This window comes from Arthrobacter sp. 05N428_2, from assembly GCF_056397065.1.
Map to the genome: position 1 here is coordinate 228591 of NZ_JBFTMR010000002.1, position 24689 is coordinate 253279.

Annotated in this window: 19 protein-coding genes and 1 riboswitch; of the genes, 17 read left to right on the forward strand and 2 right to left on the reverse strand. The window is 68.5% G+C overall.

The features are described 5' to 3' along the window. The first annotated feature begins 33 nt into the window (after positions 1-33). On the forward strand, positions 34-327 hold the full coding sequence (locus AC1DGI_RS02805; protein ID WP_476897676.1) for a putative quinol monooxygenase: 294 nt from the start codon (positions 34-36) through the stop codon (positions 325-327). A gap of 93 nt (positions 328-420) precedes the next feature. On the opposite strand, the gene valS is transcribed toward AC1DGI_RS02805, so the two are convergent. Continuing rightward, a complete protein-coding gene (gene valS / locus AC1DGI_RS02810) occupies positions 421-3096 on the reverse strand; it encodes a valine--tRNA ligase (protein WP_476897677.1) in 2676 nt (891 codons plus the stop codon). 64 nt (positions 3097-3160) lie between these two features. Between valS and AC1DGI_RS02815 the strand changes: the two genes are divergently transcribed. From AC1DGI_RS02815 to ndk, 6 genes are all read left to right on the forward strand, one after another. Next, a complete protein-coding gene (locus AC1DGI_RS02815) occupies positions 3161-3520 on the forward strand; it encodes a DUF488 domain-containing protein (protein ID WP_441399847.1) in 360 nt (119 codons plus the stop codon). Positions 3521-3537: 17 nt separating this feature from the next. Then, complete coding sequence (locus AC1DGI_RS02820) at positions 3538-4311, forward strand: SDR family oxidoreductase (protein ID WP_441399846.1); 774 nt, start codon at positions 3538-3540, stop codon at positions 4309-4311. A gap of 337 nt (positions 4312-4648) precedes the next feature. Further along, positions 4649-8008 carry an isoleucine--tRNA ligase gene (gene ileS / locus AC1DGI_RS02825; RefSeq protein WP_476897678.1) on the forward strand — a complete coding sequence of 1120 codons (3360 nt, stop codon included), beginning with the start codon at positions 4649-4651 and terminating at the stop codon, positions 8006-8008. Positions 8009-8011: 3 nt separating this feature from the next. After that, positions 8012-9370: a bifunctional folylpolyglutamate synthase/dihydrofolate synthase gene (locus tag AC1DGI_RS02830; protein ID WP_476897679.1), complete on the forward strand. Its 1359-nt coding sequence runs from the start codon at positions 8012-8014 to the stop codon at positions 9368-9370. 3 nt (positions 9371-9373) lie between these two features. Then, positions 9374-9817, forward strand: a complete 444-nt coding sequence (locus AC1DGI_RS02835) for a DUF4233 domain-containing protein (protein WP_441399843.1) — start codon at positions 9374-9376, stop codon at positions 9815-9817. A 38-nt stretch (positions 9818-9855) separates the two neighbouring features. Continuing rightward, the gene (ndk, locus tag AC1DGI_RS02840; RefSeq protein ID WP_476897680.1) at positions 9856-10269 is read left to right on the forward strand and encodes a nucleoside-diphosphate kinase; all 414 of its coding nucleotides are present in this window, start codon (positions 9856-9858) and stop codon (positions 10267-10269) included. 87 nt (positions 10270-10356) lie between these two features. Here the strand turns inward: ndk and AC1DGI_RS02845 are convergent, their stop codons facing one another. After that, on the reverse strand, positions 10357-11034 hold the full coding sequence (locus tag AC1DGI_RS02845; RefSeq protein WP_476897681.1) for a vitamin K epoxide reductase family protein: 678 nt from the start codon (positions 11032-11034) through the stop codon (positions 10357-10359). 876 nt (positions 11035-11910) lie between these two features. Between AC1DGI_RS02845 and AC1DGI_RS02850 the strand changes: the two genes are divergently transcribed. The 10 genes from AC1DGI_RS02850 (at position 11911) to AC1DGI_RS02895 (ending at position 24614) form a co-directional block, all read left to right on the forward strand. Then, on the forward strand, positions 11911-15258 hold the full coding sequence (locus tag AC1DGI_RS02850) for an Rne/Rng family ribonuclease (RefSeq protein ID WP_476897682.1): 3348 nt from the start codon (positions 11911-11913) through the stop codon (positions 15256-15258). 127 nt (positions 15259-15385) lie between these two features. Continuing rightward, positions 15386-15483, forward strand: a riboswitch (TPP riboswitch). Between the two features lie 55 nt (positions 15484-15538). Beyond that, complete coding sequence (locus AC1DGI_RS02855; protein WP_476897765.1) at positions 15539-17086, forward strand: bifunctional hydroxymethylpyrimidine kinase/phosphomethylpyrimidine kinase; 1548 nt, start codon at positions 15539-15541, stop codon at positions 17084-17086. A gap of 368 nt (positions 17087-17454) precedes the next feature. Beyond that, positions 17455-17763, forward strand: a complete 309-nt coding sequence (gene rplU / locus AC1DGI_RS02860) for a 50S ribosomal protein L21 (RefSeq protein ID WP_018773353.1) — start codon at positions 17455-17457, stop codon at positions 17761-17763. 60 nt (positions 17764-17823) lie between these two features. Beyond that, positions 17824-18087 (forward strand): 50S ribosomal protein L27, encoded by a 264-nt coding sequence (gene rpmA / locus AC1DGI_RS02865; protein WP_009372867.1) that lies wholly within the window; start codon positions 17824-17826, stop codon positions 18085-18087. 115 nt (positions 18088-18202) lie between these two features. Continuing rightward, on the forward strand, positions 18203-19792 hold the full coding sequence (gene obgE, locus AC1DGI_RS02870; RefSeq protein ID WP_476897683.1) for a GTPase ObgE: 1590 nt from the start codon (positions 18203-18205) through the stop codon (positions 19790-19792). Next, a complete protein-coding gene (gene proB, locus AC1DGI_RS02875) occupies positions 19782-20933 on the forward strand; it encodes a glutamate 5-kinase (RefSeq protein WP_476897684.1) in 1152 nt (383 codons plus the stop codon). Before obgE ends, proB begins: the two co-directional genes overlap by 11 nt. 26 nt (positions 20934-20959) lie before the next feature. Continuing rightward, entirely contained in the window at positions 20960-22294 is a 1335-nt protein-coding gene (locus tag AC1DGI_RS02880; RefSeq protein ID WP_476897685.1) for a glutamate-5-semialdehyde dehydrogenase, read from the forward strand. Between the two features lie 80 nt (positions 22295-22374). Further along, positions 22375-22605 (forward strand): hypothetical protein, encoded by a 231-nt coding sequence (locus AC1DGI_RS02885; RefSeq protein ID WP_441402645.1) that lies wholly within the window; start codon positions 22375-22377, stop codon positions 22603-22605. Positions 22606-22618: 13 nt separating this feature from the next. Continuing rightward, positions 22619-23287: a nicotinate-nucleotide adenylyltransferase gene (gene nadD, locus AC1DGI_RS02890; protein ID WP_441402646.1), complete on the forward strand. Its 669-nt coding sequence runs from the start codon at positions 22619-22621 to the stop codon at positions 23285-23287. 7 nt (positions 23288-23294) lie between these two features. Then, positions 23295-24614 carry a hypothetical protein gene (locus AC1DGI_RS02895; RefSeq protein ID WP_476897686.1) on the forward strand — a complete coding sequence of 440 codons (1320 nt, stop codon included), beginning with the start codon at positions 23295-23297 and terminating at the stop codon, positions 24612-24614. Positions 24615-24689 lie beyond the last annotated feature (75 nt).

Sequence of the window (24689 nt, forward strand, 5' to 3'; positions counted from 1 at the left end):
GGGAACACGCCCACCTGCGATCATTGGAGCCCCATGCCCATCACAGCCCACCTTGACCTGACCCTCAAGACGGAATCCCTGGCCACGGCGCCGGCGGTGCTCCGCGACATCCTCGCCGCCACCCGGGCCTTTGACGGCTGCCTCGGCGTCGAGGTGCTGACCGACAGTGCCGATCCGGAGCACTTCCTTGTGGTGGAACAGTGGGCGTCGCTGGAGCACGACGCCGCCTACCGCGCGTGGCGGGCCGGCGACGGAGCCAGCGCGCTGGGAGACCTCCTGGCCGCCCCGCCGGTCCTGACGCGCTTCGAGGCGTCCTTTAGCATCTGAGCGCTCCCGGACACGCAAAAAGGGCCCCGCCCGGATCAGGACTGCTTCCCTGAACCGGACCGGGGCCCTATTGTCTGCTGTTCCTGCCGGGGCTTACGCCTGGGCGGGCTCCTCAGCGGGAGCCAGGACGACGTCGCTCACGGTCAGCTCGCCGTCGCCGGGCACCAGGTCCAGCTCACGCGCGTTGGCCGCGGCCTTCAGGTCGCCCAGGCCGGCCGTCAGCTGCGTCGTCAGTGACTCCGAGGCCGTGATGGTCGCGGAGAGCACCTCGGTGCGCTGCTTGACCTTGGCCTCGGACTTGGCCTTGCGGATCCCGCCCAGCGCCGCGCCAACGGTGGCCAGCAGGGTGGTGTCGCCGTCGATCTCCACGGCGGCGGGCCACGGTGCGCGGTGCACCGAGCCGGCCCGCCACCAGCCCCAGACTTCCTCGGTCGCGAACGGCAGGAACGGCGCGAAGAGCCGCAGCAGGGTGTCCAGGCTCGTCGCCAGCGCGGCCAGCACCGACGCCTGCTGGGCCTCCCCGGCGGCACCGTAGGCGCGGTCCTTGATCAGCTCGACGTAGTCGTCGGTGAAGTGCCAGAAGAAGCTCTCGGTGATCTGCAGTGCCCGGGCGTAGTCGTAGTTCTCGAACGCCTTGGTGGCCTGCTGGACCACGTCGGAGAGCTGGGCCAGTACGGCGCGGTCCAAGGGATTGATCAAGGGGCCCGACGCGGGCGCTTTTTCCGCGTTGGGTCGATCAATCCCGGGGTTCGTCAGCACCGACAAGTCGGCGGAGACCACGGAGTCCTCGGTGGCGCCCAGGTTGAGCACAAACTTCGAGGCATTGAGCAGCTTGATCGCCAGCCGGCGGCCGATCTTCATCTGCGCGATCTCGTAGGCGGTGTCCGCGCCGAGCTTGGCCGAGGCTGCCCAGTAACGGACGGCGTCCGAACCGTATTCGTTGAGCACGTCGGTCGGGACGATCACGTTGCCCTTGGACTTGGACATCTTCTTGCGGTCCGGGTCGAGGATCCAGCCGGAGATGGCCGCGTGCTTCCACGGCGCGACGTCCTGCAGGGCATCGGCGCGGACGGCGGTGGAGAACAGCCAGGTCCGGATGATGTCGTGGGCCTGGGGGCGCACGTCGAACGGGAAGACCTTGGCGAAGAGCGCCTCGTCGGTGCTCCAGCCGCCCACGATCTGCGGCGTCAGCGAGGAGGTGGCCCAGGTGTCCAGCACGTCCGCGTCGCCGGTGAAGCCGCCCGGCACGTCGCGCTGGGTTTCCTCGTAGCCGGGGGCCGCGTCGGCCGCTGGATCCACCGGCAGTTGGGAGTCGGCGGGCAGCACGGGGGAGTCGTAGTCCGGGTTGCCGTCGGCGTCGAGCGGGTACCAGACCGGCACCGGCACGCCGAAGAACCGCTGGCGGGAGACCAGCCAGTCGCCGTTCAGGCCGGTGATCCAGTTTTCGTAGCGCGAGCGCATGAAGGCCGGGTGGAATTCGATCTCCTTGCCGCGGCCGATCAGGCGTTCGCGGCGGTCCTCGTCGCGGCCGCCGTTGCGGATGTACCACTGGCGTGAGGTGACCACCTCGAGGGGCTTGTCGCCCTTTTCGAAGAAGTTGACCGGGTGGATGATCTTCTTCGGTTCGCCGTCGAGCAGACCGGCGGCGGCGAGGAGTTCCACCACGGACTCCTTGGCGCTGAAGACCGTTTTGCCGGCGATGGCCTCGAACGCGGCGCGGCCCTCGGGGGACGTGATCCAGTCGGGGGTTTCGCCGATGATGCGGCCGTCACGGCCCACGATCGCGCGGGTAGGCAGCTGCAGCTCGCGCCACCAGGTGACGTCGGTGAGGTCGCCGAAGGTGCAGACCATGGCGATGCCGGAACCCTTGTCCGCCTTGGCGAGCGGATGGGCTTTGACCTCCACCTCGACGCCGAACAGGGGCGAGGTGACCTTCTTGCCGAACAGCGGCTGGTAGCGCTCGTCGTCGGGGTTCGCCACCAGGGCCGCGCACGCGGCGAGCAGCTCGGGGCGGGTGGTCTCGATGTAGATCTTCTCGCCCTCGGCGGTGAAGAACGGGTACCGGTAGTACGCGCCGGCGACCTCGCGGTCCTCCAGCTCGGCCTGGGCCACGGCGGTGCGGAAGGTGACGTCCCACAGGGTGGGTGCTTCGGCCATGTACGCGTCGCCGGCGGTGAGGTTGGCCAGGAAGGCCCGCTGCGAGATGGCCCGCGACTTGTCGTCGATGGTCCGGTAGGTCAGGTCCCAGTCCACGGACAGGCCAAGGGTCTGGAAGAGGTTCTCAAAGACCTTTTCGTCCTCGACGGCCAGTTCTTCGCAGAGTTCGATGAAGTTGCGGCGTCCGATCACGTCGAAATCGCGCTGGTTCTTCGCAGGCTCAGCCGGCGGCCGGTAGCCGGCGTCGTAAGGGATGGCCGGGTCGCAGCGCACGCCGTAGTAGTTCTGCACGCGCCGCTCGGTGGGCAGGCCGTTGTCGTCCCAGCCCATCGGGTAGAAGACGTTCTTGCCGGTCATCCGCTGGTAGCGGGCCAGGACATCGGTCTGGGTGTAGGAGAACATGTGCCCCACGTGCAGCGAACCCGACGCCGTCGGCGGGGGAGTGTCGATCGAGTAGACCTGTTCCCGGATGGTTTCCCGGTTGAACTTGTAGGTCCCTTCCTCGAGCCAGCGCCGGGTGAGGGCGGCTTCCAGCCCCTCCAGGGCGGGTTTGTCCGGAACGTTGATGGGGGCGGTGGTGGGCGTGTCTGTACCCTGCGTGTCTTCAGCCATGGGGCAATTCTTCCATTCTTTTGCACTGCGTCCCGCATCCTTGACCTGCAGTAGCATGCAGCAGATGGAGGAAGACACCGGAAGTTATGCGATAAAGCGCGTTTACGACGAGCCCGCCGACGACGACGGCTGCCGGGTCCTGGTGGACCGGCTCTGGCCCCGCGGCCTCAGCAAGGAGCGCGCGCAACTGGAGCTGTGGCTCAAGGAAGTTGCGCCCTCACCGCCGCTGCGCACGGAATTCGCCCACATGCAGGAACGGTTCGCGGACTTCCGGGCCGCCTACGAGGCGGAGCTCGAAACCAACCCGGCCGTTGGCACCCTGCGGGAGTTGGCGGCCGGGCACCCGAAGGTGACGCTGCTCTTTGGCGCCCGGGATCCGGAGACCAACCACGCCCGGGTGCTTTTGGAGTTCCTGCAGCGCTAACCCGTTAGGGTGGTGCCATGACTGAGGGCATCCAGAACAATTCAGCAGTAGGCAAAGCAGCGGTCGTCACCGGCGCCAGCACCGGAATCGGCGAGGCGACCGTACGGGCGCTCCGGCAGGAAGGCTGGAGCGTCTTCGCGGTCGCCCGCCGCGCCGATCGGCTCGAGGCGCTCGCCGCCGAAACCGGCGCCGTCGCGCTGCCGGCCGACGTGACCGACGACGACGCCGTCGCCCGGCTGGTGGACGAGGTGACCCGCGCCGGCGGCATCGACACCCTGATCAACATCGCCGGCGGGGCACGCGGCGCGGACAAGGTGGCCGAGGCCAAGACCGAGGACTGGGAGTGGATGTACGACGTCAACGTGCTCGGCACCCTGAAACTCACCCGCGCGTTCCTGCCGATGCTGCGCGCCTGCGGCGAGGGCACCGTCCTGAACCTGACCTCGACGGCGGGCCTGTCCGCGTACGAGGGCGGTGGCGGCTACAACGCCGCGAAGTTCGCCCAGCACGCCCTCACCGGGGCCCTGCGGCTGGAAGAGGCCGAGCACAACCTCCGCGTGATCGAGGTGGCCCCCGGCATGGTGCAGACGGAGGAGTTCTCGCTGAACCGGCTCGGCGACCAGGGCGCCGCGGACCAGGTCTACGCCGGAGTGGAGAAGCCGCTCACGGCCGGCGACGTCGCCGACGTCGTCCGTTATGCGGTAACCGCACCGCACCACGTCAACCTGGACCAGATAGTGATCCGTCCGGTGGCGCAGGCCGCCAACTTCAAGGTGATCCGCAAGGGTTAGCCGGAACCGTCGGGACCGCATGTAGCGGTCCTTTCCGGTAACATCGACTTATCAGCTTTGACCCGGCCATCACCGGTGAGCTTCCGGAAGAACGCCCCGGCGCAGCAGTATCACGCGCCAGGGCCGGTAGAACCGGACGGGTAAGCCCGTCACAGCAGTCAACGAGCGGCCGACGCCGTTGCAGCGCTTTCCTTTGGATTTTTAGGGGGAAGGGGCGGGCAACCGGTGCCGGTAAGTGAGGTGGTACCGCGGTGCCGGTGTTGTTCCGACAGCACAGGGACCGTCCTCGCATCCTGAATGAATCCCGTTGTTCACTAGCTCAACCCAGGATGTCGAGATGACCCATTACCCCAAGGCCTCAGCCGCATCGTCGAGTGCCTCCGCTTCCGCCGCCAACAACTCAGGCGTGTCCGCCGCCGTGAAGTTCCCGGAGGTCGAAGCGCGCATCCTCAAGTACTGGGACCAGGACGGCACCTTCCAAGCCAGCATCGACCAGCGCGCGTCCGACCTTCCCGGCGGCGACCCCGGCAGCAACGAGTTCGTCTTCTACGACGGGCCGCCCTTCGCCAACGGACTGCCGCACTACGGCCACCTGCTCACCGGCTACGCCAAGGACCTCGTGGCCCGCTACCAGACCCAGCGCGGCCGCCGTGTTGAACGCCGTTTCGGCTGGGACACCCACGGGCTACCGGCCGAGCTCGAAGCCATGAAGCAGCTGGGGATGACGGACAAGACCCAGATCGAGCAAATGGGGATCGACAAGTTCAACGACGCCTGCCGTGCCTCCGTGATGAAGTACGCCGACGAGTGGAAGAGCTACGTCACCCGTCAGGCCCGCTGGGTGGACTTCGACAACGACTACAAGACGCTCAACGTCGAGTACATGGAGTCCGTGCTTTGGGCCTTCAAGCAGCTGCACGAAAAGGGCCTCACCTACAACGGCTACCGCGTGCTGCCCTACTGCTGGAAGGACGAGACGCCGCTGTCCAACCATGAACTGCGGATGGACGACGACGTCTACAAGAACCGCCAGGACCAGACCGTCACGGTGACCTTCCCAATCACGGCAGGGGAGTCCGAGCTTTCCCGGCAGCTCGCCGGGGTGCAGGCGCTGGCCTGGACCACCACGCCCTGGACGCTGCCCACCAACCTGGCCCTCGCCGTCGGACCCGCCATCAGTTACGTGGTGCTCCCGGCCGGACCGCACGGCATCAAGGCCGCCTCGGCTGAGGCTCCCGTGACCGGCAGCTTCCTGCTCGCCGCGGACCTGCTGGGCGCCTACGCCAAGGACCTCGGCTACGGCGACGGCGCCGAGGGTGCCGCCGCCGCCGAGGCGGCCGTAACCTCCCGGCACAGCGGAACTGAGCTTGAGGGGCTGAGCTACGAACCGCTCTGGACCTACTTCCACGACGCCGAGAAATACGGCACGGAGAACGCCTGGCGCTTCCTCGTCGCCGACTACGTCACCACCACCGACGGCACCGGCATCGTCCACCAGGCTCCCGCCTACGGCGAAGATGACCAGAAGGTCTGTGAGGAGGCCGGCATCCCGGTGGTCCTCTCGGTGGACGAGGGCGCGAAGTTCCTCCCGCTCTTCAGCCACGGCCCGCTGGCGGAGATCGCCGGACTCCAGGTGTTCGAGGCCAACAAGCCCATCACCCAGGTGCTCCGCGCCGAGGGCCGGCTGGTCCGCCAGGCCAGCTACGAGCACTCCTACCCGCACTGCTGGCGCTGCCGCAACCCGCTGATCTACCGCGCGGTGTCCTCCTGGTACGTCGAGGTCACCAAGTTCAAGGACCGCATGTCCGAGCTGAACCAGGAGATCAACTGGATCCCCGGCAACGTCAAGGACGGCCAGTTCGGCAAGTGGCTCGCCAACGCCCGAGACTGGTCGATCAGCCGCAACCGCTACTGGGGCAGCCCCATCCCGGTCTGGCAGTCCACCGACCCCGACTACCCGCGGACCGACGTCTACGGTTCACTCGCCGAGATCGAGGCCGACTTCGGCCGGCTGCCGTTGAACAACGACGGCCAGGTCGACCTGCACCGGCCCTTCATCGACGAACTCACCCGGCCGAACCCGGACGATCCGCGCAGCCCGGAAGAAGGCCAGTCCGAGATGCGCCGCGTCGAGGACGTCCTGGACGTCTGGTTCGACTCCGGCTCAATGCCCTACGCCCAGGTCCACTACCCGTTCCAGAACGAGGAATGGTTCGAAACCCACAATCCGGCCGACTTCATCGTCGAGTACATCGGGCAGACCCGCGGCTGGTTCTACATGCTGCACATCCTCTCCACCGCGCTCTTCGACCGCCCGGCCTTCCGCAACGTCATCAGCCACGGCATCGTGCTCGGCTCCGACGGGCAGAAGATGTCCAAGAGCCTGCGCAACTACCCGGACGTCTCCGAGGTCCTGGACCGCGACGGCTCCGACGCGATGCGCTGGTTCCTGATGTCCAGCCCGATCCTGCGCGGCGGCAACCTCGTGGTCACCGAACAGGGCATCCGCGACGGGGTCCGCCAGGTCATCCTGCCGCTGTGGAACGTTTACAGCTTCTTCACGCTGTACACCAACGCATCTGCGGGGGGCTCCGGGTACGACGCAAAGCTGCGCTACGACGGCTACGCCGACACCCTGGACCAGTACCTGATCGCCAACACCGGCGACCTGGTCCGGAACATGACCGCGCAGCTGGACAGCTACGACATCTCCGGTGCCTGCGACGAACTCCGCGGCTACCTGGACATGCTCACCAACTGGTACGTCCGCCGCAGCCGCCAGCGCTTCTTCGACGAGAACGCCGACGCCTTCGACGCGCTCTACACCGCACTGGAAACCGTCTGCCGGGTGGCGGCCTCGCTGCTGCCGCTGGTCTCCGAGGAGATCTGGCGCGGGCTCACCGGCGGCCGCTCCGTGCACCTGGCCGACTGGCCGGACGCGGACCTGTTCCCGGCCAACCCGGACCTGGTCGAGGCGATGGACCGGGTACAGCAGATCTGCTCGACCGGGTCCTCGCTGCGGAAGGCCGCCAACCTCCGGGTTCGCCTGCCGCTGCAGGAGCTCACGGTGGTGGCACCCGGTGCGGCCGCGCTGGAAGGCTTCGCCGGCGTCGTCGCCGATGAACTGAACCTGCGCTCGGTGCGCCTGCTCGACGCGGAGAGCGCCTCCCCGGAGGAATTCGGCATCGAACAGAAGCTTGTGGTCAACGCCCGGGCCGCCGGCCCCCGGCTGGGCAAGAACGTGCAGCAGGCCATCAAGGGCTCCAAGTCCGGCGACTGGTCCGTGGACGACGCCGGCGTGGTCACCGCCGGCGGCCTGGCGCTGGAACCGCAGGAGTACACCCTGGAAACCGTGGTGGCTGCCGCCGCGGAAGGGGAGGCCTCACGTGCAGCCGCAGTGCTTCCCGGCGGCGGCTTCGTGGTGCTCAACACGGAGGTCACCCCCGAGCTCGAGGCCGAAGGTACCGCCCGGGACCTGGTCCGCGCCATCCAGCAGGCCCGCAAGGACGCCGGACTGAACGTCAGCGACCGGATCCGTACCACCGTCACGGCCACGCAGGCCACCGTCGAGGCACTGCTCGCGCACGCCGAACTGGTCAAGACCGAAACCCTGACCCTTGAGCTGGACACCGTTCCCGCCGAGGTCCAGGAACCGCTGATCAGCGTCGAAAAACTAGCCAATGAAGCAGGGGCCTAAGCCATGACCGACGAATTTTCCGTAGAGAGCGTCTACGCCGAACTCCTCGGCCGGGCGCCGGAAAACAAGATGGAGCCTCGGCTAGCGCCGCTGTACCGGGCGATGGACATCCTGGGCGAGCCGAACAAGGCGTACCCGATCATCCACATCACCGGCACCAACGGCAAGACCTCGACGGCGCGGATGATCGAGGCCGGGCTGCGGGCCCACGGGCTGAGCACCGGGCGGTACACCAGCCCGCACCTGTCCAAGGTCACCGAGCGGATCAGCATCGACGGCGAACCGGTTCCGGACGAGACGTTTGTCCGGATCTGGGATGAAATCCGCCCTTACCTGGACATTGTGGACGGCGAACTCGTCGCCGCGGGCCAGCCCCGGCTGACCTACTTCGAGTGCCTCACCATCCTGGGCTTCGCGGTCTTCGCGGACCAGCCGGTCAACGTTGCCGTGATCGAGGTGGGCCTGGGCGGGATCACCGATGCGACCAACGTCGGCGACGGCCAGGTCGCCGTCGTTACCCCGATTTCACTGGACCACACCGATCTGCTGGGGGAGACCACCGAGGAGATTGCCTACGAAAAGGCCGGCATCATCAAGCCTGGCGGGTTCCTGGTCAGTGCGGCGCAGCCGGTTGACGCGGCACAGGTCCTGCTGGAGAAGGCCAAGGAAGTGAACGTGCCGTTCCGCTTCGAGGGCGTGGAGTTCGGCGTCGAGTCCCGCACGGTCGCCGTCGGCGGCCAGATGGTGACCGTGCAGGGCATTGCGGGCCGCTACGAGGACCTGCTGGTGCCGCTGCACGGGGCACACCAGGCGGAAAACGCCGCCGTCGCGATCGCCGCTCTGGAAGCGTTCTTCGGCGCGGAGAAGCCGCTCGACGCCGAAGTGCTGCAGGAGGCTTTCGCGTCCGTCACGTCTCCGGGCCGACTCGAGGTGCTCCGCACGGCGCCGACCATCATCGTGGACGCGGCGCACAACCCGGAAGGCATCCGGGTGTCTGCAGAGGCCATCCACGAGGCCTTCAGCTTCAGCAAGCTCGTGGTGGTGGTGGGCGTGCTGAAGGAAAAGGACGCCGAGGAGATCCTCCGTCAGCTCAAGGAATCCCTCGGCGACCTTGCCGCGGAGTACTGCTTCACCCAGTCCAACTCGCCGCGCGCCGTTCCGGCCGAGGACCTGGCCGAGCTGGCACTGGACCTGGGTTTCGGCGAGGGCAACATCCACGTCGCCGAGAAGCTCGACGACGCCCTCGAGTGGGCGGTGGAGCGGGCCGAGTCCAATGAGGACCTAGCCGGCGGGGTCCTGGTCACGGGGTCCATCACGCTCGTGGCCGAGGCCAGGATCCTGCTCGGGAAGACCGAGGCGTAACCGATGGCCAAACTCACCAAGGCCCAGCGCGAGTGGCGCCCGGGCATGCCCAAGAAGCGCCGGTCCACGAAAGTCATGTTCGCCTCCACGGTGCTGCTGCTGGAGGCCTTCGTGGCGCTCTTCGGCACCCTGGCGGTCTTCGGGCTGCGGCGCGGCGAGCTGCCGCCGTTCCTGATTTTCGGGGCCGGCATCGGACTGTGCGTGGTGCTGGTACTGACCTGCGCCGTGCTCTCGAAGCCGTGGGGTGTTGGCCTTGGCTGGATCCTGCAGCTGCTGCTGATCCTCACCGGCATTGTGGAGCCCACCATGTACCTGGTGGGCGGCCTGTTCGCGATCACGTGGTGGTACGGCATCCGGACCGGCATCCGGATCGACCGCGAAGCCGGCCAGCGCGAACGCGAGCAGGCGGCCTGGGAGGCCGCGAATCCCGACGCCCCCAGCAATTAGACTTGTCCCCAACCCCACCCCAACCCTTAGGAGCAGCTGTGAGCATTGAGCGCACCCTCGTCCTGATCAAGCCCGACGGCGTCGCCCGCAACCTGACCGGCAGCATCATCGCCCGGATCGAAGCCAAGGGCTACACCCTGGCGGAACTGAAGAAGGTCAACGCCACCCGCGAACTCCTCGAACAGCACTACGAGGAACACGTCGGCAAGCCGTTCTACGAGCCGCTGGTGGAATTCATGCTCAGCGGACCGGTGGTGGCCGCGATCTTCCAGGGCCACCGCGTGATCGAGGGCTTCCGCTCGCTCGCCGGCACCACGGACCCGACGACGGCGGCGCCCGGCACCATCCGCGGCGACTTCGGCCGCGACTGGGGCCTGAAGGTCCAGCAGAACCTGGTCCACGGCTCCGACTCGCCCGAGTCCGCCGAGCGCGAGATCAAGATCTGGTTCTAACCCTCCCGCGCCCCACCGAGGTGAAAGCTAAGGCCAATGTTCAGTGCGAACATTGGCCTTAGCTGTCACCTCGCGGCGTTTCCGGACTCAGTAGCCGGAGGTACCGATGAACACCTGGATGAACGCGAAGAAAATGGTGGCAACCACGGCGACGTAGAGCAGGGCCGTCAGGATCCAGCCCGAGTCGCCCAGCATCCGGGCGGCACGGGCAGGCATCGGGATGACGCCATGGCTGACGTTGCGGACGGTCACCCAGATGAAGAGGGGGATCATCGAGGCCCAGACGATCATGCAAAACGGGCAAAGAATGTGGATCGAGTACAGCGCCTGGGACCAGAGCCACACCACAAACGCGAAGCCCAGCGTTATCCCGGCCTGCAGCCCGATCCAATACCAGCGGGAGAACTTGGCCCCGGCGAGGAGGCCCATGCCGGTGGTGATCGTGACGGCGAACGCGACGATGCCGATGAACATGTTGGGGAAGCCGAAGACCGAGCTCTGCCAGGTCTGCATCACCTGCCCGCAGGAGATCCACGGGTTCACATCGCACACCGTGGTGTGGCTGGGGTCTTTGAGGACCGCCAGCTTCTCCAAGACCAGTGTTCCGGAGGCGAGCCAGCCGACGACGCCGGTGATCACCAGGAGCCACGCGAACGGCCGATCACGCGTCATGAGGGGCAACGGGTGCTCCGCAGCGGCCGAACCGGCGCCCCGCTCGGGGGCGGTCACGTCGCCGCGGGCGGGGGCGGGAGAGATGCTGGGCATGGGATTCCAGTCCTTAGGGTTGGAGTGCTCTTGGCCCGATTCTATCGCCGGAGGCTGGACGAAGCCGGGGCGGTGGCCCTCCGCCGCCGGTGCTTGGGTCCGCGGCGCGGACGGGATGTCCCGCTCACACCTGCGGACTGGTGTGACTTTCCATTAGTTCGCCGGCGGGTCCGACCGGGGCCGGGGCTCGAGGACATGCCCCGCGGCGGGGTTGGCGGATGGACATCTTCGGGTTATGCCCAGTGCAATGCGCGGCCAATGGGCATGTCCTCCCGGGGTGCAGGGATCTGAGGGATCTGGCCCCTGAATCCCGACGAATGGACGAAAACGGTGGCTAGCCGGGTCGACAGAGTTAGGGCCACTGCAGGCGGAGCCGCTGGCCCGGCATTCAAGCGGCCAACGTTCCACGGAGGCCCGCGTCGCGACCGTTGGTGCCGGATAACTGGGCCAGCAGGGTCCCGAGCTGGGCGTTTGGGTGGTGGTCCGAATGGCCCTTGCCGAACGTACGCGCCCGATTGCAATGCCTAGCCCTGATTTTGCGGCTCCTGTGAGACAATGAACCTGGCTGGGACGCGATCCACATTCGAGTTTCAGTCCGGCGACTTTGTCTTAAAGACCGCCAATGAGGAGCTGGGCATACTTCGGATCCTTCGATCCGGCCTATCCCGCAATGCCATTGGACGGCACCTGGTTGTGACGTACAGATCAACGGGTTCAACACAATCTCGCCGGCCTCTCAGGGCTGCCGCACCCCACTGCCGGTGCGAACCTGGAGGTATTCAATTGACTTCTGTCAATGCCCGCGGGTGTTGACAAATATTTGCCCCCTAGGGCGCCGGATGTGGCGGCGCATCAGGGGCAGGAGTGTCGCCACATATGGATAATGACCAGCTTGTAGCCGGAAACAACGAAGCCCTCATCACCGGGGAAGCACCGGAAACCGCCGCCGAGACGCCGAAGAAGGCCACCCGGACCCGCCGCAAGGCCGCGCCCAAACCTGAGGCCGCCGCCGACGCCGCAACCAGCGATACCGCAGCCGCCGAGGCTGTAGCAGCCGACGCCGCAACCACCGCCGCCGTGGCGGTCAAGGCCCCGGCCCGCCGGAGCCGGTCACGCAAGACGGTCGAGCCCGACGCACTGCCCGCCGTGACCCCGGACCAGGGCCCGGCGGAAACCACGAACCCCGCCGGCGACGCACCGGCCGGGCTCACCATTGAGGCAGCCGCAGAGGCGCCCGCAGCTCCGGAGAAGCCGGTCCGCCGCCGCGCTTCCCGCGCCAAGGCCGTACTGGCCGCCGTCGAAGCCGAGGACGCGATCACACCGGCCGAGACCCCGCCCGCCGAGTCGGCCCCCGCCGAGGCCGCCACCGTCGGGACAGCTCCGGCGGAGAGTCCGGCGGCCGCCGCCGAAACACCTGAATCATCCGAAGTCCCCTCCTTGTTCCTAGCGCCCGGCGCCGCCACTTCGGTGATCTTCCAGGCCCCGGACCTGAGCACTGTCGTCCGCCCGGCCCCGGTGGCCGCCCCGGCCGCAGTTGCGGACGCTGACGAGGAAGACGACGAAGAGGGCGACGACGCCGGCAGCCGCCGTCGCCGTCGCAGCCGTGGCCGCCGTGGCCGCAACAGCCGCACCGGCGGCGAGCCCGAGACCGATGACGAGGGCACCTCGGAAGAAGCAGAAGAGGACTCCGAGGGAACCCTCGACGACGGCGTCACCTCGCGTCGGCGCCGCCGTCGTCGTCGCGGCGAACAGGACCTTGAACTGACCGGCGGCGGGGACGACGACCCGCCCAACACGGTGACCCGCGTCCGGGCACCGCGTGCGGCCGCCGAAGCCCCGGTCAACAACCGCGTCACCTCGCTCAAGGGCTCCACCCGCCTGGAGGCCAAGAAGCAGCGCCGCCGCGAATCCCGCGACACCGGCCGCCGCCGCACCGTCATCACGGAGGCCGAGTTCCTGGCCCGCCGCGAATCCGTGGACCGCCAGATGATCGTCCGCCAGCGTGACGACAGAATCCAGATCGGCGTCCTCGAAGACGGCGTTCTGGCCGAGCACTTCGTCTCCAAAACCCAGCAGGACTCGCTGATCGGCAATGTCTACCTGGGCAAGGTCCAGAACGTGCTGCCGTCCATGGAAGCCGCCTTCGTCGATATCGGACGCGGCCGCAACGCCGTGCTGTACGCCGGCGAAGTCAACTGGGACGCCGTCAACCTCGAGGGCAAGCAGCGCCGGATCGAGAACGCGCTTAAGTCCGGCGACTCCGTGCTGGTCCAGGTCACCAAGGACCCGGTCGGCCACAAGGGCGCCCGCCTGACCAGCCAGATCTCGCTGCCAGGCCGCTACCTCGTCTACGTGCCCGGCGGCTCCATGACCGGCATCTCCCGCAAGCTGCCCGACGTCGAACGCAACCGGCTCAAGCGGATCCTCAAGGACCGCCTGCCGGAGGACGCCGGCGTCATTGTCCGCACCGCGGCCGAGGGCGCGTCGGAAGAAGAACTGACGCATGACATCAACCGGCTTCGCGCCCAGTGGGAGGGCATCGAAAGCCAGTCCACGTCCACCAAGATCCTGGCTCCGGAGCTGCTGTACGGCGAACCGGACCTGACCATCAAGGTGGTCCGCGACGTGTTCAACGAGGACTTCTCCAAGCTGATCGTCTCCGGCGAGGAAGCCTGGGACACCATCGAGGCCTACGTTACCTACGTGGCTCCGGACCTGGTGGGCCGGCTCGAGAAGTGGACCAAGGACACGGACATCTTCGCGGCCTGGCGCATCGACGAGCAGATCCACAAGGCCCTGGACCGCAAGGTCTTCCTGCCCTCCGGCGGCTCCCTCGTGATCGACCGCACCGAAGCCATGACCGTGGTGGACGTCAACACCGGCAAGTTCACCGGCAGCGGCGGCAACCTCGAGGAAACCGTCACCAAGAACAACCTGGAAGCGGCCGAGGAAGTCGTCCGGCAGCTGCGGCTGCGCGACATCGGCGGCATCATCGTGATCGACTTCATCGACATGGTGCTGGAATCCAACCGCGACCTCGTGCTCCGCCGCATGGTGGAGTGCCTGGGCCGGGATCGGACCAAGCACCAGGTCGCCGAGGTCACCTCGCTGGGACTCGTGCAGATGACCCGCAAGCGGATGGGCACCGGATTGCTGGAGGTCTTCGGCGAACAGTGCGAAGCCTGCGCCGGCCGCGGCATCGTCACCCATGACGAGCCGGTGGAACACCGCCGCGCCAACACCGTCGCCGCGGAGCACCACGTCCCGCGGACCGAGCACCCGCCCGCTGCCCGCAACGAGCGCAAGCGCCGTCGCGGCAAGGGCGGCCAGGGGGCCGACGAGCAGTCCGCCCCGGCAATCGTGCATGCCGAGCCCACCGAGGCCGAGCGCCACGCCAAGGCAGAGGCAACCCGCGCCGCGCTGGCCAACATCGCCGCCGCCGCGCACGCCGCTCACCTGCACGACGGCGAGGCAACGGCAGCGCCCGACGCCGAAACCCGCCAGGCGGCGCTGGACGCCGCGGTGGAACTGGCTTCGACGGAGGAGGCTGCCGGGCGTCCGGCCGCCGTGTTGACCTTCGGCGGCGAGCAGGTGGCCCTGCCCTTCGTCGAACACGCCGACGAAACCGCGCAGCCGGCACTGACCTTGGACCTGCTCACCGAGGCGTTCGCCCACCTGGGCGAGTCCCAGGGCGGCAGCCCGGCGGAAGCGGCTCCGGCTGCCAAGGCGGCTCCGGTTGCCGAGGCACCCGCGGCAGAACCAGCTGCTCCGGCCGCCGCGGCGCCGTCCCGCGCCAGCCGGGGCCGTGGCCGCGCCCGGACGGCGCGGATCCAGCCGCCGAGCGCACGGACCCAGGAGGCCCAGACGCAGCCTGCCCAGGCACCCGCTGTGCGTGGGACTGCTGTCCGGGAAACCGCTGTCAGGGAAACCGCAAAGGCACCGGTGACGCAGCCGCCTGCAGCTAAGGCCCAAGCGCCTACCGCACAGGCCCAGGCCCCGGCCGCAGCGGCCACCCCGGCCCGCCGGGTACGCCGGAACCGGAGCGCCAGCCGCGCCCAGGGCTCCGCCAACGCGACGTCCGTGCAGCAGCGCGAGGCCGCGCCGTCGGCTTCGGCCGGATCGGTGCACGAGGCCAAGGCTCCGGAGGCGACGAAGGTCCCCGCCAGGCCTGCAGCCAACGAACCGGTGATCCTCGGCGTCGGCGTTCCGGCGTCGGAGCTGTAGGACTCAGCAGACACCACCGCTTGCGGGTTCCGTCCCGGCTCGGCGTATCGATACGCCGGGCCCGGACCGAACCCGCGAGTTCGTTAACGCGGAGCGGGAGCCGCCGGCCTCCGAACGGCTAGGCTGGGGGACTGACACGGGGTGCCGAGCAACAAGCCGGCTGAGATCCAAACCCGTTGAACCTGTCCGGTTAGCACCGGCGAAGGGATGTCTCTTGTTCTCAGCGACGCACTCAGCACCCACCCCGCCGGCTTCTTCACGGCGTGAGCCCTCGTTCATCCTGCAGTCCGCCTTCCCGGCCACGGCACCGGTAGCCGCCACCCCCGCGCCACCGCTACCCCGTGTCCTGGCCATCGCCGGCTCCGACCCCTCCGGCGGGGCCGGGATCCAGGCCGACCTCAAGAGCATCGCGGCGAACGGCGGCTACGGGATGGCAGCCATCACCGCGCTGACAGCCCAGAACACCCAGGGGGTGCGGGCCGTCCACGTTCCGCCGGCATCCTTCCTGACCGCCCAGCTGGACGCGATCAGCGATGACATCACCATCGACGCCGTCAAGATCGGCATGCTCGGCGACGCCGCGGTGATCGACGCCGTCCGCGTCTGGCTCGAAAAGGTCCGCCCCGCCGTCGTGGTCCTGGATCCGGTGATGGTGGCAACCAGCGGTGACCGGCTGCTGCAGGAATCCGCCGAGACCGCCCTGCACGCCCTGCTCCCGCTGGCGGACCTCATCACCCCGAACCTGGCCGAACTGGCCATCCTGCTGGGCGAACCGGTCGCGGCGGACTGGCCCGGTGCGCTGGCCCAGGGCAAGCGGCTCGCCGCCCGGGCTGGCACTACGGTGCTGGTCAAGGGCGGCCACCTGCACGACGACGGCGCAGGCTGCCCGGATGCGCTGGTCAACACCGGGGGACTGCTCAGCCAAGAGACCGTCGTGGTGCCGGGCGAGCGGATCGCCACCCGCAACAGCCATGGCACCGGCTGCTCGCTTTCCTCGGCGCTCGCCACGGTGCAGGCCAGGGCGGGGGACTGGGAGGCGGCACTGCGGGAGGTCAAGCCGTGGCTGCTGGGCGCGCTCACCGCAGCCGGGCAGCTGGACGTCGGACACGGCAACGGCCCGGTGCACCACTTCCACCAGTGGCAGCACGTTGCCGTGCCGGCCGCGCCCGCGCCCGCCGTGGGGGACTTCGCCGCGGCACTCGACGGGCACGCCGCGGCGGGGTTGGAAGCGATCTACGACCTGGATTTCATCAAGGGACTCGCCGACGGCACCTTGCCGGAACAGGACTTCGCCTACTACCTCGGCCAGGACGCCCTGTACCTGAACGGCTACGCCAGGGTGCTGTCCCGGGCGTCCGCGCTCGCGCCGTCCGAAGCCGAACAACTCTTCTGGTCCCGGTCGGCGCAGCAGTGCCTCGAAGTCGAAACCCAGCTGCACCGGAACTGGCTGGCCGGCCGCACGGTTCAGGCGGAGCAGGGACCGGTCACCAAGGCCTACGTGGACCACCTGCATGCGGCCTCGCTCGCCGGCAGCTACGGCGTGCTCGTGGCCGCGGCGCTGCCGTGCTTCTGGCTCTACGCCGAGGTCGGCGCCACGCTGCAGCGTGGATTCCTCGCCGCCGGCGCCCCGGCCACGCACCCGTATGCGGAGTGGCTGCGGACCTACGCGGATGAGGCCTTCGCGGAGTCCACGCGGGAGGCGGTCAGGTACACGGACGCGGCAGCCCTGCGGGGGTCCGAGGGGGAGCGCGCCGCAATGGCGGCCGCCTTCGCGCAGTCCACCCGCTACGAGGTGGAGTTCTTCGACGCGCCGAGGCTGCACGCCTGAACGGACCGGGCCGGGACAACCGGTAGGATAATGGGGCGCGGTTCCGGAAGTCGCTGCGGCAGCCCAGCTTTGGCCCCCCGGGGACAGGGTGTGGCTCCCGTCACGCACTACTCGCCGGGACCAGCCTCGTTTGCGGCCGAAGGCGAAATTAGCGTAGTCTTGATCTTCGGTGCTTACGCCAACACTTGGGTTATGACCTTGAGGAACAGTTCACCCGTAGCTACGGGCCGGATTTTCCACAGGATAGCTCATGGGTTCCCCCGGGGAATCCACCGGCGTTGAGGCACAGCGTGAGCCGGTCCAAAGTCTTTGGCCCCAGGTTCCGCACGCAAATCTAGTAATAAACGTCGAGAGAAGTGAGTTCCCCAGTGGTGTACGCGATTGTCCGCGCAGGCGGCCGCCAAGAGAAGGTTTCCGTTGGAGACTTCGTTACCCTGAACCGCGTCCCCGGTGGAGCCGGCAGCACCTTTGAGTTGCCCGCACTGCTCCTGGTGGACGGTGACAAGGTCACGTCTGCTGCTGCGGACCTGGCCAAGGTAACGGTTACGGCTGAGATCCTGGAAGACCTCCGTGGTCCCAAGATCGTCATCCAGAAGTTCAAGAACAAGACCGGTTACAAGAAGCGCCAGGGTCACCGTCAGGAACTGACCAAGGTCAAGATCACCGGTATCAAGTAACTTCCCGTTACTGTTCAGGTTTTCAGCAGATTCCCCAGAATTTAAAGGCAGGCATTTCAAATGGCACATAAAAAAGGCGCGAGTTCCACTCGCAACGGTCGTGACTCCAACGCCCAGTACCTCGGCGTCAAGCGCTTCGGCGGCCAGGTAGTTTCCGCAGGCGAGATCATCGTCCGCCAGCGCGGCACCCACTTCCACCCGGGCGCCGGCGTTGGCCGCGGCGGCGACGACACCCTGTTCGCCCTGACCCCCGGCGCTGTCGAGTTCGGCACCCGCCGCGGTCGTCGCGTTGTGAACATCGTGGCTGCTGCAGCTGCAGAGTAACAACAAGTTCTAAATCGGTGGGGCGGGCCATTAGGTCCGCTCCACCGGTGTTTTAACCGCATTACAATCATCTTGGGCCCTCGCGGGACCAGGGAACAGCACTGAGGAGATCCACGTGGCGAGCTTTGTAGACCGGGTAGTACTGCACGTATCCGGCGGTACCGGCGGCCACGGCTGTGTCTCCGTCCACCGCGAGAAGTTCAAGCCGCTCGGCGGTCCCGACGGCGGCAACGGCGGCAACGGCGGCGACGTCATCCTGCGCGTGGATCCCCAGACCACCACCCTGCTCGACTACCACCACGCCCCGCACCGGCACGCCACCAACGGCGGCCCCGGGATGGGCGACTGGCGCGGCGGCAAAAACGGCGAGACCCTGATCCTGCCGGTGCCCGTGGGCACCGTGGTGAAGACGAAGTCCGGCGACGTCCTCGCCGACCTCGTCAGCGAAGGCGCCGAATACATCGCGGCCGCCGGCGGCATCGGGGGCCTCGGCAACGCGTCCCTGTCCTCGCAGAAGCGCCGCGCCCCCGGCTTCGCGCTGCTCGGCATCGAAGGCGAATCCAGCGACCTGGTCCTGGAACTGAAGTCCATCGCTGACATCGCCCTGGTCGGGTTCCCCTCCGCCGGCAAGTCCAGCCTGATCGCGGCCATGTCGGCCGCCCGGCCCAAGATCGCCGACTACCCCTTCACCACCCTGATCCCGAACCTGGGCGTCGTCCAGGCCGGCGAGGTACGCTTCACCATCGCCGACGTGCCCGGCCTGATCGAGGGCGCCAGCGAAGGCAAGGGCCTGGGCCACCACTTCCTGCGCCACGTCGAGCGCTGCGCCGCCCTCGTGCACGTGCTGGACTGCGGCACGCTCGAATCGGATCGTGACCCGCTCTCGGACCTCGCCATCATTGAAGCCGAGCTCGAGAAGTACGCCGTGGACATGAGCTACAGCGGGACCGACGGCGAAGTCGTCCCGCTGAACCACCGCCCCCGGCTGGTCGCGCTGAACAAGGTTGACCTGCCCGACGGCAAGGACATGGCCGAATTCGTCCGTCCGGAACTCGAATCCCGCGGCTACAAGGTGTTCGAGATTTCCGCGACGAGCCACGAAGGGCTCCGCCAGCTCGGCTTCGCCATGGCCGAGATCGTCAAGGCCGCCCGCGACGCGGTGGCCGCGACGCCGCCCAAGGTCCACGCTCCCGTGCTGCGACCGCGCGCCGTCAACGAAAGCGGGTTCACGATCCGCCGCGAGGAGAAGGGCCTGGAGCCGCTGTTCCGCTTGCTGGGCGACAAGCCGGTCCGCTGGGTCAAGCAGACCGACTTCACCAACGAGGAGGCCATCGGCTACCTCGCCGACCGCCTCGCCAAGCTGGGCGTCGAAAACGAGCTGTTCAAGCAGGGCGCCAAGCCGGGCGACATGGTCGTCATCGGCGAGGACGACGGCGTCGTCTTCGACTGGGAGCCGACCATGATGGCCGGCGCCGAACTCCTGGCCTCCCCGCGCGGCACGGACGTGCGCTTCGCCGACATCGGCGACCGACCCACGCGCGGCCAGAAGCGCGAGGACCAGCAGGAGCGCCGCGACGCGAAGGCCGCCGCCCGGGCGGAGCTGGAAGCCGAGCGCAAGGCCGGCATCTGGACCGAATCGGTCAGCGGCCGCCGCGCCGCACAGCCGCTCAAGGAGAGTGGAGTCGGCGAAACCGATGACGAGTAACGCCGTCGCCGTTCCCGGCGCGGCCGGGGCAGCCAGCCGCGCCGTGCTCTCCGGCGCCCGCCGGATCGTGGTCAAGGTCGGTTCTTCCTCGCTGACGTCCATCAAGGGCGGCATCGCCGAGGAGGCACTGACCGACCTCGCCGATGCCCTAGCGCACAAGCGCAACGCCGGCACCGAAATCATCCTCGTTTCCTCCGGCGCGATCGCGGCCGGGCTGGCGCCGCTGGGGCTTGCCAAGCGCCCCCGCGACCTCGCCACCCAGCAGGCCGCCGCCAGCGTGGGCCAGGGCCTCTTGATGGCCCGCTACACCCACGCCTTCGGCGCGCACGGCGTCACCGTGAGCCAGGTCCTGTTGACCGCCGACGATTTCATGCGCCGCAGCCAGCACACCAACGCCTTCCGCGCCCTGGACCGGCTGTTGAACCTCGGCGTGGTCCCGGTCGTCAACGAAAACGACACCGTCGCCACCCATGAAATCCGTTTCGGCGACAACGACCGGCTCGCCGCCCTCGTGGCGCACCTGGTCCGCGCCGACGCCCTCGTCCTGCTGTCCGACGTCGACTCGCTGTACGACGGTCCGCCCGTGCACGGCGCCCGGCGGATCGCGCACGTCTCCGGTCCGCGCGACCTCGAAGGGATTTCGATCGGCAGCACCGGCAAAGCCGGGATCGGCACCGGCGGCATGGTCACCAAGGTCGAGGCCGCGTCCATCGCCGCCGGATCCGGGATCCACGCGCTCGTGACCTCCACCGCGAACGCGGCCGCCGCGCTGGCGGGGGAGGACGTGGGGACCTGGTTCTCCGTGAACGGCGCCCGGAAACCGATCCGGCTGCTCTGGCTGGCGCACCTGGCCTCCGTACGGGGCCGGCTGGTGCTCGACGACGGCGCCGTCCGCGCCGTGCGGGACCGCCACACGTCGCTGCTGCCGGCCGGGATCACCGCCGTGCACGGCGACTTCGAAGCCGGCGACGCCGTCGAGATGGTCGGCACCGACGGTACCGTGATCGCCCGCGGACTGGTGAACTACGGCGCCGCCGAACTGCCGCAAATGCTCGGCCGCTCCACCCGTGAACTCGGCAAGACGCTGGGGCGCGGCTATGACCGTGAAGTTGTTCATGTTGACGACCTGGTGCTGGTCTAAGCCCTCCGCTCGCCTAAACTTGGAGCATGACTGAGGCCCTGACTTCGCACCCCGACCTGCCGGTACACGACGGGCCCGCCGCAGGCCCGCCGACGGCCGCGCCGGAGCTCGAAGCCGCAGTGCACGCCGTTGCCGACCGGTCCCGGGCCGCCTCCCGCCGGATGGCCCACGCCAACCGGGCGCTGAAAGACCGCGGTCTGCGGGCTGTCGGCGCCGCACTGCTGGAACACAAGGACCTGATCCTGGCCGCCAACGGCAAGGACGTCGCGGCCGGACGGGCCGCCGGCACCTCCGCGGCCCTGCTGGACCGGCTCACCCTCACCGGGGCCCGCGTCCAGGCCCTCGCCGCGGCCCTGGAGAACCTCGCCACCCTGCCGGACCCGGTGGGCAATGTGGTGCGCGGCCAGACCCTCCCGAACGGGCTGCGCCTGCGCCAGATCAACGTCCCGATGGGCGTCGTCGCAGCGATCTACGAGGCACGCCCCAACGTCACCGTGGACATCGCCGGACTGGCGCTCAAGAGCGGCAACGCCGTCATCCTGCGCGGCGGGAGTGCGGCCGCCGCCACGAATGCGGCGCTCGTGAGCATCCTTCGCGATGCCCTAGACTCCGTTGGCCTGCCGGCCGACGCCGTCCAGAGCGTCGACGTGTACGGGCGCGACGGCGCAAATGTGCTGATGCGGGCCCGCGGCCGGGTCGATGTGCTGATCCCCCGCGGCGGACGCGAACTCATTCAAACAGTGGTGACGAATTCCTCGGTGCCCGTCATCGAAACCGGCGAGGGCAACGTGCACATCTTCCTCGACGCCTCGGCGGACGAGAAGATGGCGGTGGAAATCCTGCTCAACGCCAAGACCCAGCGCCCCAGTGTCTGCAACACCGTGGAGACGCTGCTGGTGCACTCCGCGTCCACCGTGCTGCCCGCCGTCGCCTCGGCCCTGCGTGCCGCCGGCGTCACCCTGCACACCGACGGACGGATCCGGGCCGCGCTCCCGGCCGCCGTGGACTCCGTTCCCGCCACCGAGGCGGACTGGGCCACCGAATACATGGACCTCGACCTGGCGGTGGCGATGGTGGACTCGCTGGATGAAGCTGTTCAGCATATCCGCGCCTGGTCCACCGGGCACACCGAGGCAATCCTGACCAACGATCTCGCCAACGCCGAGCGGTTCATCGCCGAGGTGGATTCAGCCGCGGTGATCGTGAATGCCTCCACGCGGTTCACCGACGGCGGAGAGCTGGGCCTGGGCGCCGAGGTGGGCATCTCGACGCAGAAGCTGCACGCCCGCGGCCCGATGGGGCTGACCGAGCTCACCACGACGAAATGGATCGTCCAGGGCGAAGGCCAGATCCGCGCCTAGCAACGCGGTAACATGGAACAGAAGCCAGGAACGGCGGGAACCGCCGCCGTCGTCAATTTGGAAACCTACTAGGGGAGAACATGCTGTTTCAGCAGATCGCCACGTCCGTCGCCGCAGCCGTCGAACACGAGGAACTAGCGCCGCTCATCGCGCCGCCGTTCGTGATCGGTGGCACGATGTTCGTGATCCTGCTGGTCCTGATGTTCATCACGCTGTCCTACGGCAACCTCGGCAAGCGCCACGAGGCCGTCGAGGAGCACGCGGATCCGCACCGCCAGCACCCGGCGAAGCACCCGGGCCCGGGCCACTAATATTTCCGCCACAGTGAAGCAGCACGGCGCCAAGCGCCGCCTGCGACTCGGTGTGATGGGCGGCACGTTTGATCCGATCCATCACGGCCACCTGGTCGCGGCCAGTGAGGTCGCGGCGAAGTTCGACTTGGACGAAGTCGTGTTCGTCCCCACCGGGCAGCCTTGGCAGAAGAACAGCAGGAATGTCAGCGAGGCCGAACACCGGTACCTTATGACAGTGATCGCCACGGCCTCCAACCCGCGGTTCACGGTGAGCCGGGTCGACGTCGACCGTCCCGGCCCCACGTACACCATCGACACCCTGCGGGACCTGCGCACGCTGCGGCCGGATGCCGACCTCTTCTTCATCACCGGCGCCGACGCGCTGGCCCAGATTCTTTCCTGGAAAGATATCGACGAGCTGTGGTCGCTGGCGCACTTCGTGGGGGTGACCCGGCCGGGACACGTGCTGGACGGCATGGGCCGCGATGACGTCAGCCTGCTGGAGGTGCCCGCCATGGCGATCTCCTCCACGGACTGCCGGACCCGGGTCGCGGCGGGAAACCCCGTCTGGTACCTTGTGCCCGACGGCGTGGTCCAATACATCGCCAAGTACGACCTGTATGACCAGCCTGCTCCGCGGCACGACTTCCCGGAGTCCGAGCCGGTCCTCGAACCAAACCAAACCGCCAGCACCGAATGAGCCTTGAATGAGTCAGGAACAGCCTCCCATCCGCAGCCGCCGCGATTTGCGCCGGGCCAGGGATGAACGCCAGGAAGTGAACCCGGGCACCGGCACCACTGGTGCCGGTGCTGTTCCGGCTGCTCCGCAACAGGGCGGCTCGGCAGGCTCCGGCGCTGGAAAGGGCGGCGCGAATCCCGCCTTCTCGGCGCGTCCGGAGGAGCCGACCGAGGCCGAAACCAGCGGCCGGCGCCGCGTGACCGGTCCGGTGGACGCCGTCCAGACCACCTCGAACCAGCGGTCCTCGCAGATCCGCGCCCGCGACCGGGCGACCCTGCGCACCATCAAGGAGCTCGCCGAGAAGGAAGGCCAGCTGTCCGCCGGGGGGCCGCTCACGCGCCGCCAACTCCGTCTCCAGCAACTGGCCGAGGAAACGGCCCCCGCCACCTCCGCGAATCCGATCGTTCCGATGCCCTCGCCGCGCACCCGTTCGCACCCCGTGGCCCCGCCGGTCTCCACGGCGCCGGTCTCCGCGGCGCCGCCGCCCAGCGCGCCGGAGGCTCCTCCCGCACCGGGCCGGGCTGCCGGAGCGCCGGGCTCCGGCGGGAAGCTGCCCGACGGTATGAGCGTCGAACAGGCCCTGGCCGCGCGTGAGCTCCTCGCCGAGCAGGCCCGCAACCAAGCGGCGAAGATGGAGCACATCGCCGCCACCGATCCCGACGCGGTGAACCCTGAAGTACTCGCCGAGCAGATTGCCCTGGCCGAGCGCGCCGCCGTGCTGAACCGGCGGGCGGCTGCGAAGCAGAAGCTGGCGGAGCAGAACAGCCAGCCTGCCGAACGCGGCGAACAGCCGCGGAATGATCCGTCGACGGCCAGCAATCTTGCGATGGTCACGCCGTTGGAATTCGTCGAAATCCCTGGCGTGGAGCGGCCGGTCATGAAGCGCCCTGCCACGTCATACGTCCCGCTGGTCACCAACCCGGGCCCCACGGTCCGGCCAGGACGGACCCCACGCCGTCCCGGTTCGCCGCGGCAGCGCGACGCGGGTGCGGTCAAGGGTCGCTCCGGTGTCCTGGCAAGGGCGGAAGCTGCCGCGCAGGCTGCCGGCCGGAGACCGGCCGTAACAGCTACCCCCGTGCATCCCGAAACACCGGTGTCGGAGGAGGATTACGCCGCACGGCCGCCCGTCGCCGCCAACGCCGCCTACGGGCTGGATCCGCTGGATGCCGCCACGGCCGGCCTGGGCAGGGCTCGGCGTCTCCGCGCCCTGCAGCTCGGTGTCCTGGCGCTCGGGGTGGTGGCGCTCATTGTCGGCGTCATCTTGATCATCACCGGCATGGCCCACTAGCCGCCACCCTGCAGCGCATGGCCAGCCGGGCCGCGTGCCGGCCCGCGGCCACCGACGCCGGCCCAGCCCGCGCCG

Excerpts from the sequence above, each read along its gene's own strand:
- AC1DGI_RS02835 (WP_441399843.1), top strand. The coding sequence starts at position 9,374 with ATGGCCAAACTCACCAAGGCCCAGCGCGAGTGGCGCCCGGGCATGCCC.
- AC1DGI_RS02805 (WP_476897676.1), top strand. The coding sequence starts at position 34 with ATGCCCATCACAGCCCACCTTGACCTGACCCTCAAGACGGAATCCCTG.
- AC1DGI_RS02895 (WP_476897686.1), top strand. The coding sequence starts at position 23,295 with ATGAGTCAGGAACAGCCTCCCATCCGCAGCCGCCGCGATTTGCGCCGG.
- AC1DGI_RS02845 (WP_476897681.1), bottom strand. The coding sequence starts at position 11,034 with ATGCCCAGCATCTCTCCCGCCCCCGCCCGCGGCGACGTGACCGCCCCC.
- AC1DGI_RS02820 (WP_441399846.1), top strand. The coding sequence starts at position 3,538 with ATGACTGAGGGCATCCAGAACAATTCAGCAGTAGGCAAAGCAGCGGTC.
- AC1DGI_RS02850 (WP_476897682.1), top strand. The coding sequence starts at position 11,911 with ATGGATAATGACCAGCTTGTAGCCGGAAACAACGAAGCCCTCATCACC.
- proB (WP_476897684.1), top strand. The coding sequence starts at position 19,782 with ATGACGAGTAACGCCGTCGCCGTTCCCGGCGCGGCCGGGGCAGCCAGC.
- AC1DGI_RS02815 (WP_441399847.1), top strand. The coding sequence starts at position 3,161 with ATGGAGGAAGACACCGGAAGTTATGCGATAAAGCGCGTTTACGACGAG.
- AC1DGI_RS02830 (WP_476897679.1), top strand. The coding sequence starts at position 8,012 with ATGACCGACGAATTTTCCGTAGAGAGCGTCTACGCCGAACTCCTCGGC.
- rpmA (WP_009372867.1), top strand. The coding sequence starts at position 17,824 with ATGGCACATAAAAAAGGCGCGAGTTCCACTCGCAACGGTCGTGACTCC.
- ileS (WP_476897678.1), top strand. The coding sequence starts at position 4,649 with ATGACCCATTACCCCAAGGCCTCAGCCGCATCGTCGAGTGCCTCCGCT.
- valS (WP_476897677.1), bottom strand. The coding sequence starts at position 3,096 with ATGGCTGAAGACACGCAGGGTACAGACACGCCCACCACCGCCCCCATC.
- AC1DGI_RS02880 (WP_476897685.1), top strand. The coding sequence starts at position 20,960 with ATGACTGAGGCCCTGACTTCGCACCCCGACCTGCCGGTACACGACGGG.
- AC1DGI_RS02885 (WP_441402645.1), top strand. The coding sequence starts at position 22,375 with ATGCTGTTTCAGCAGATCGCCACGTCCGTCGCCGCAGCCGTCGAACAC.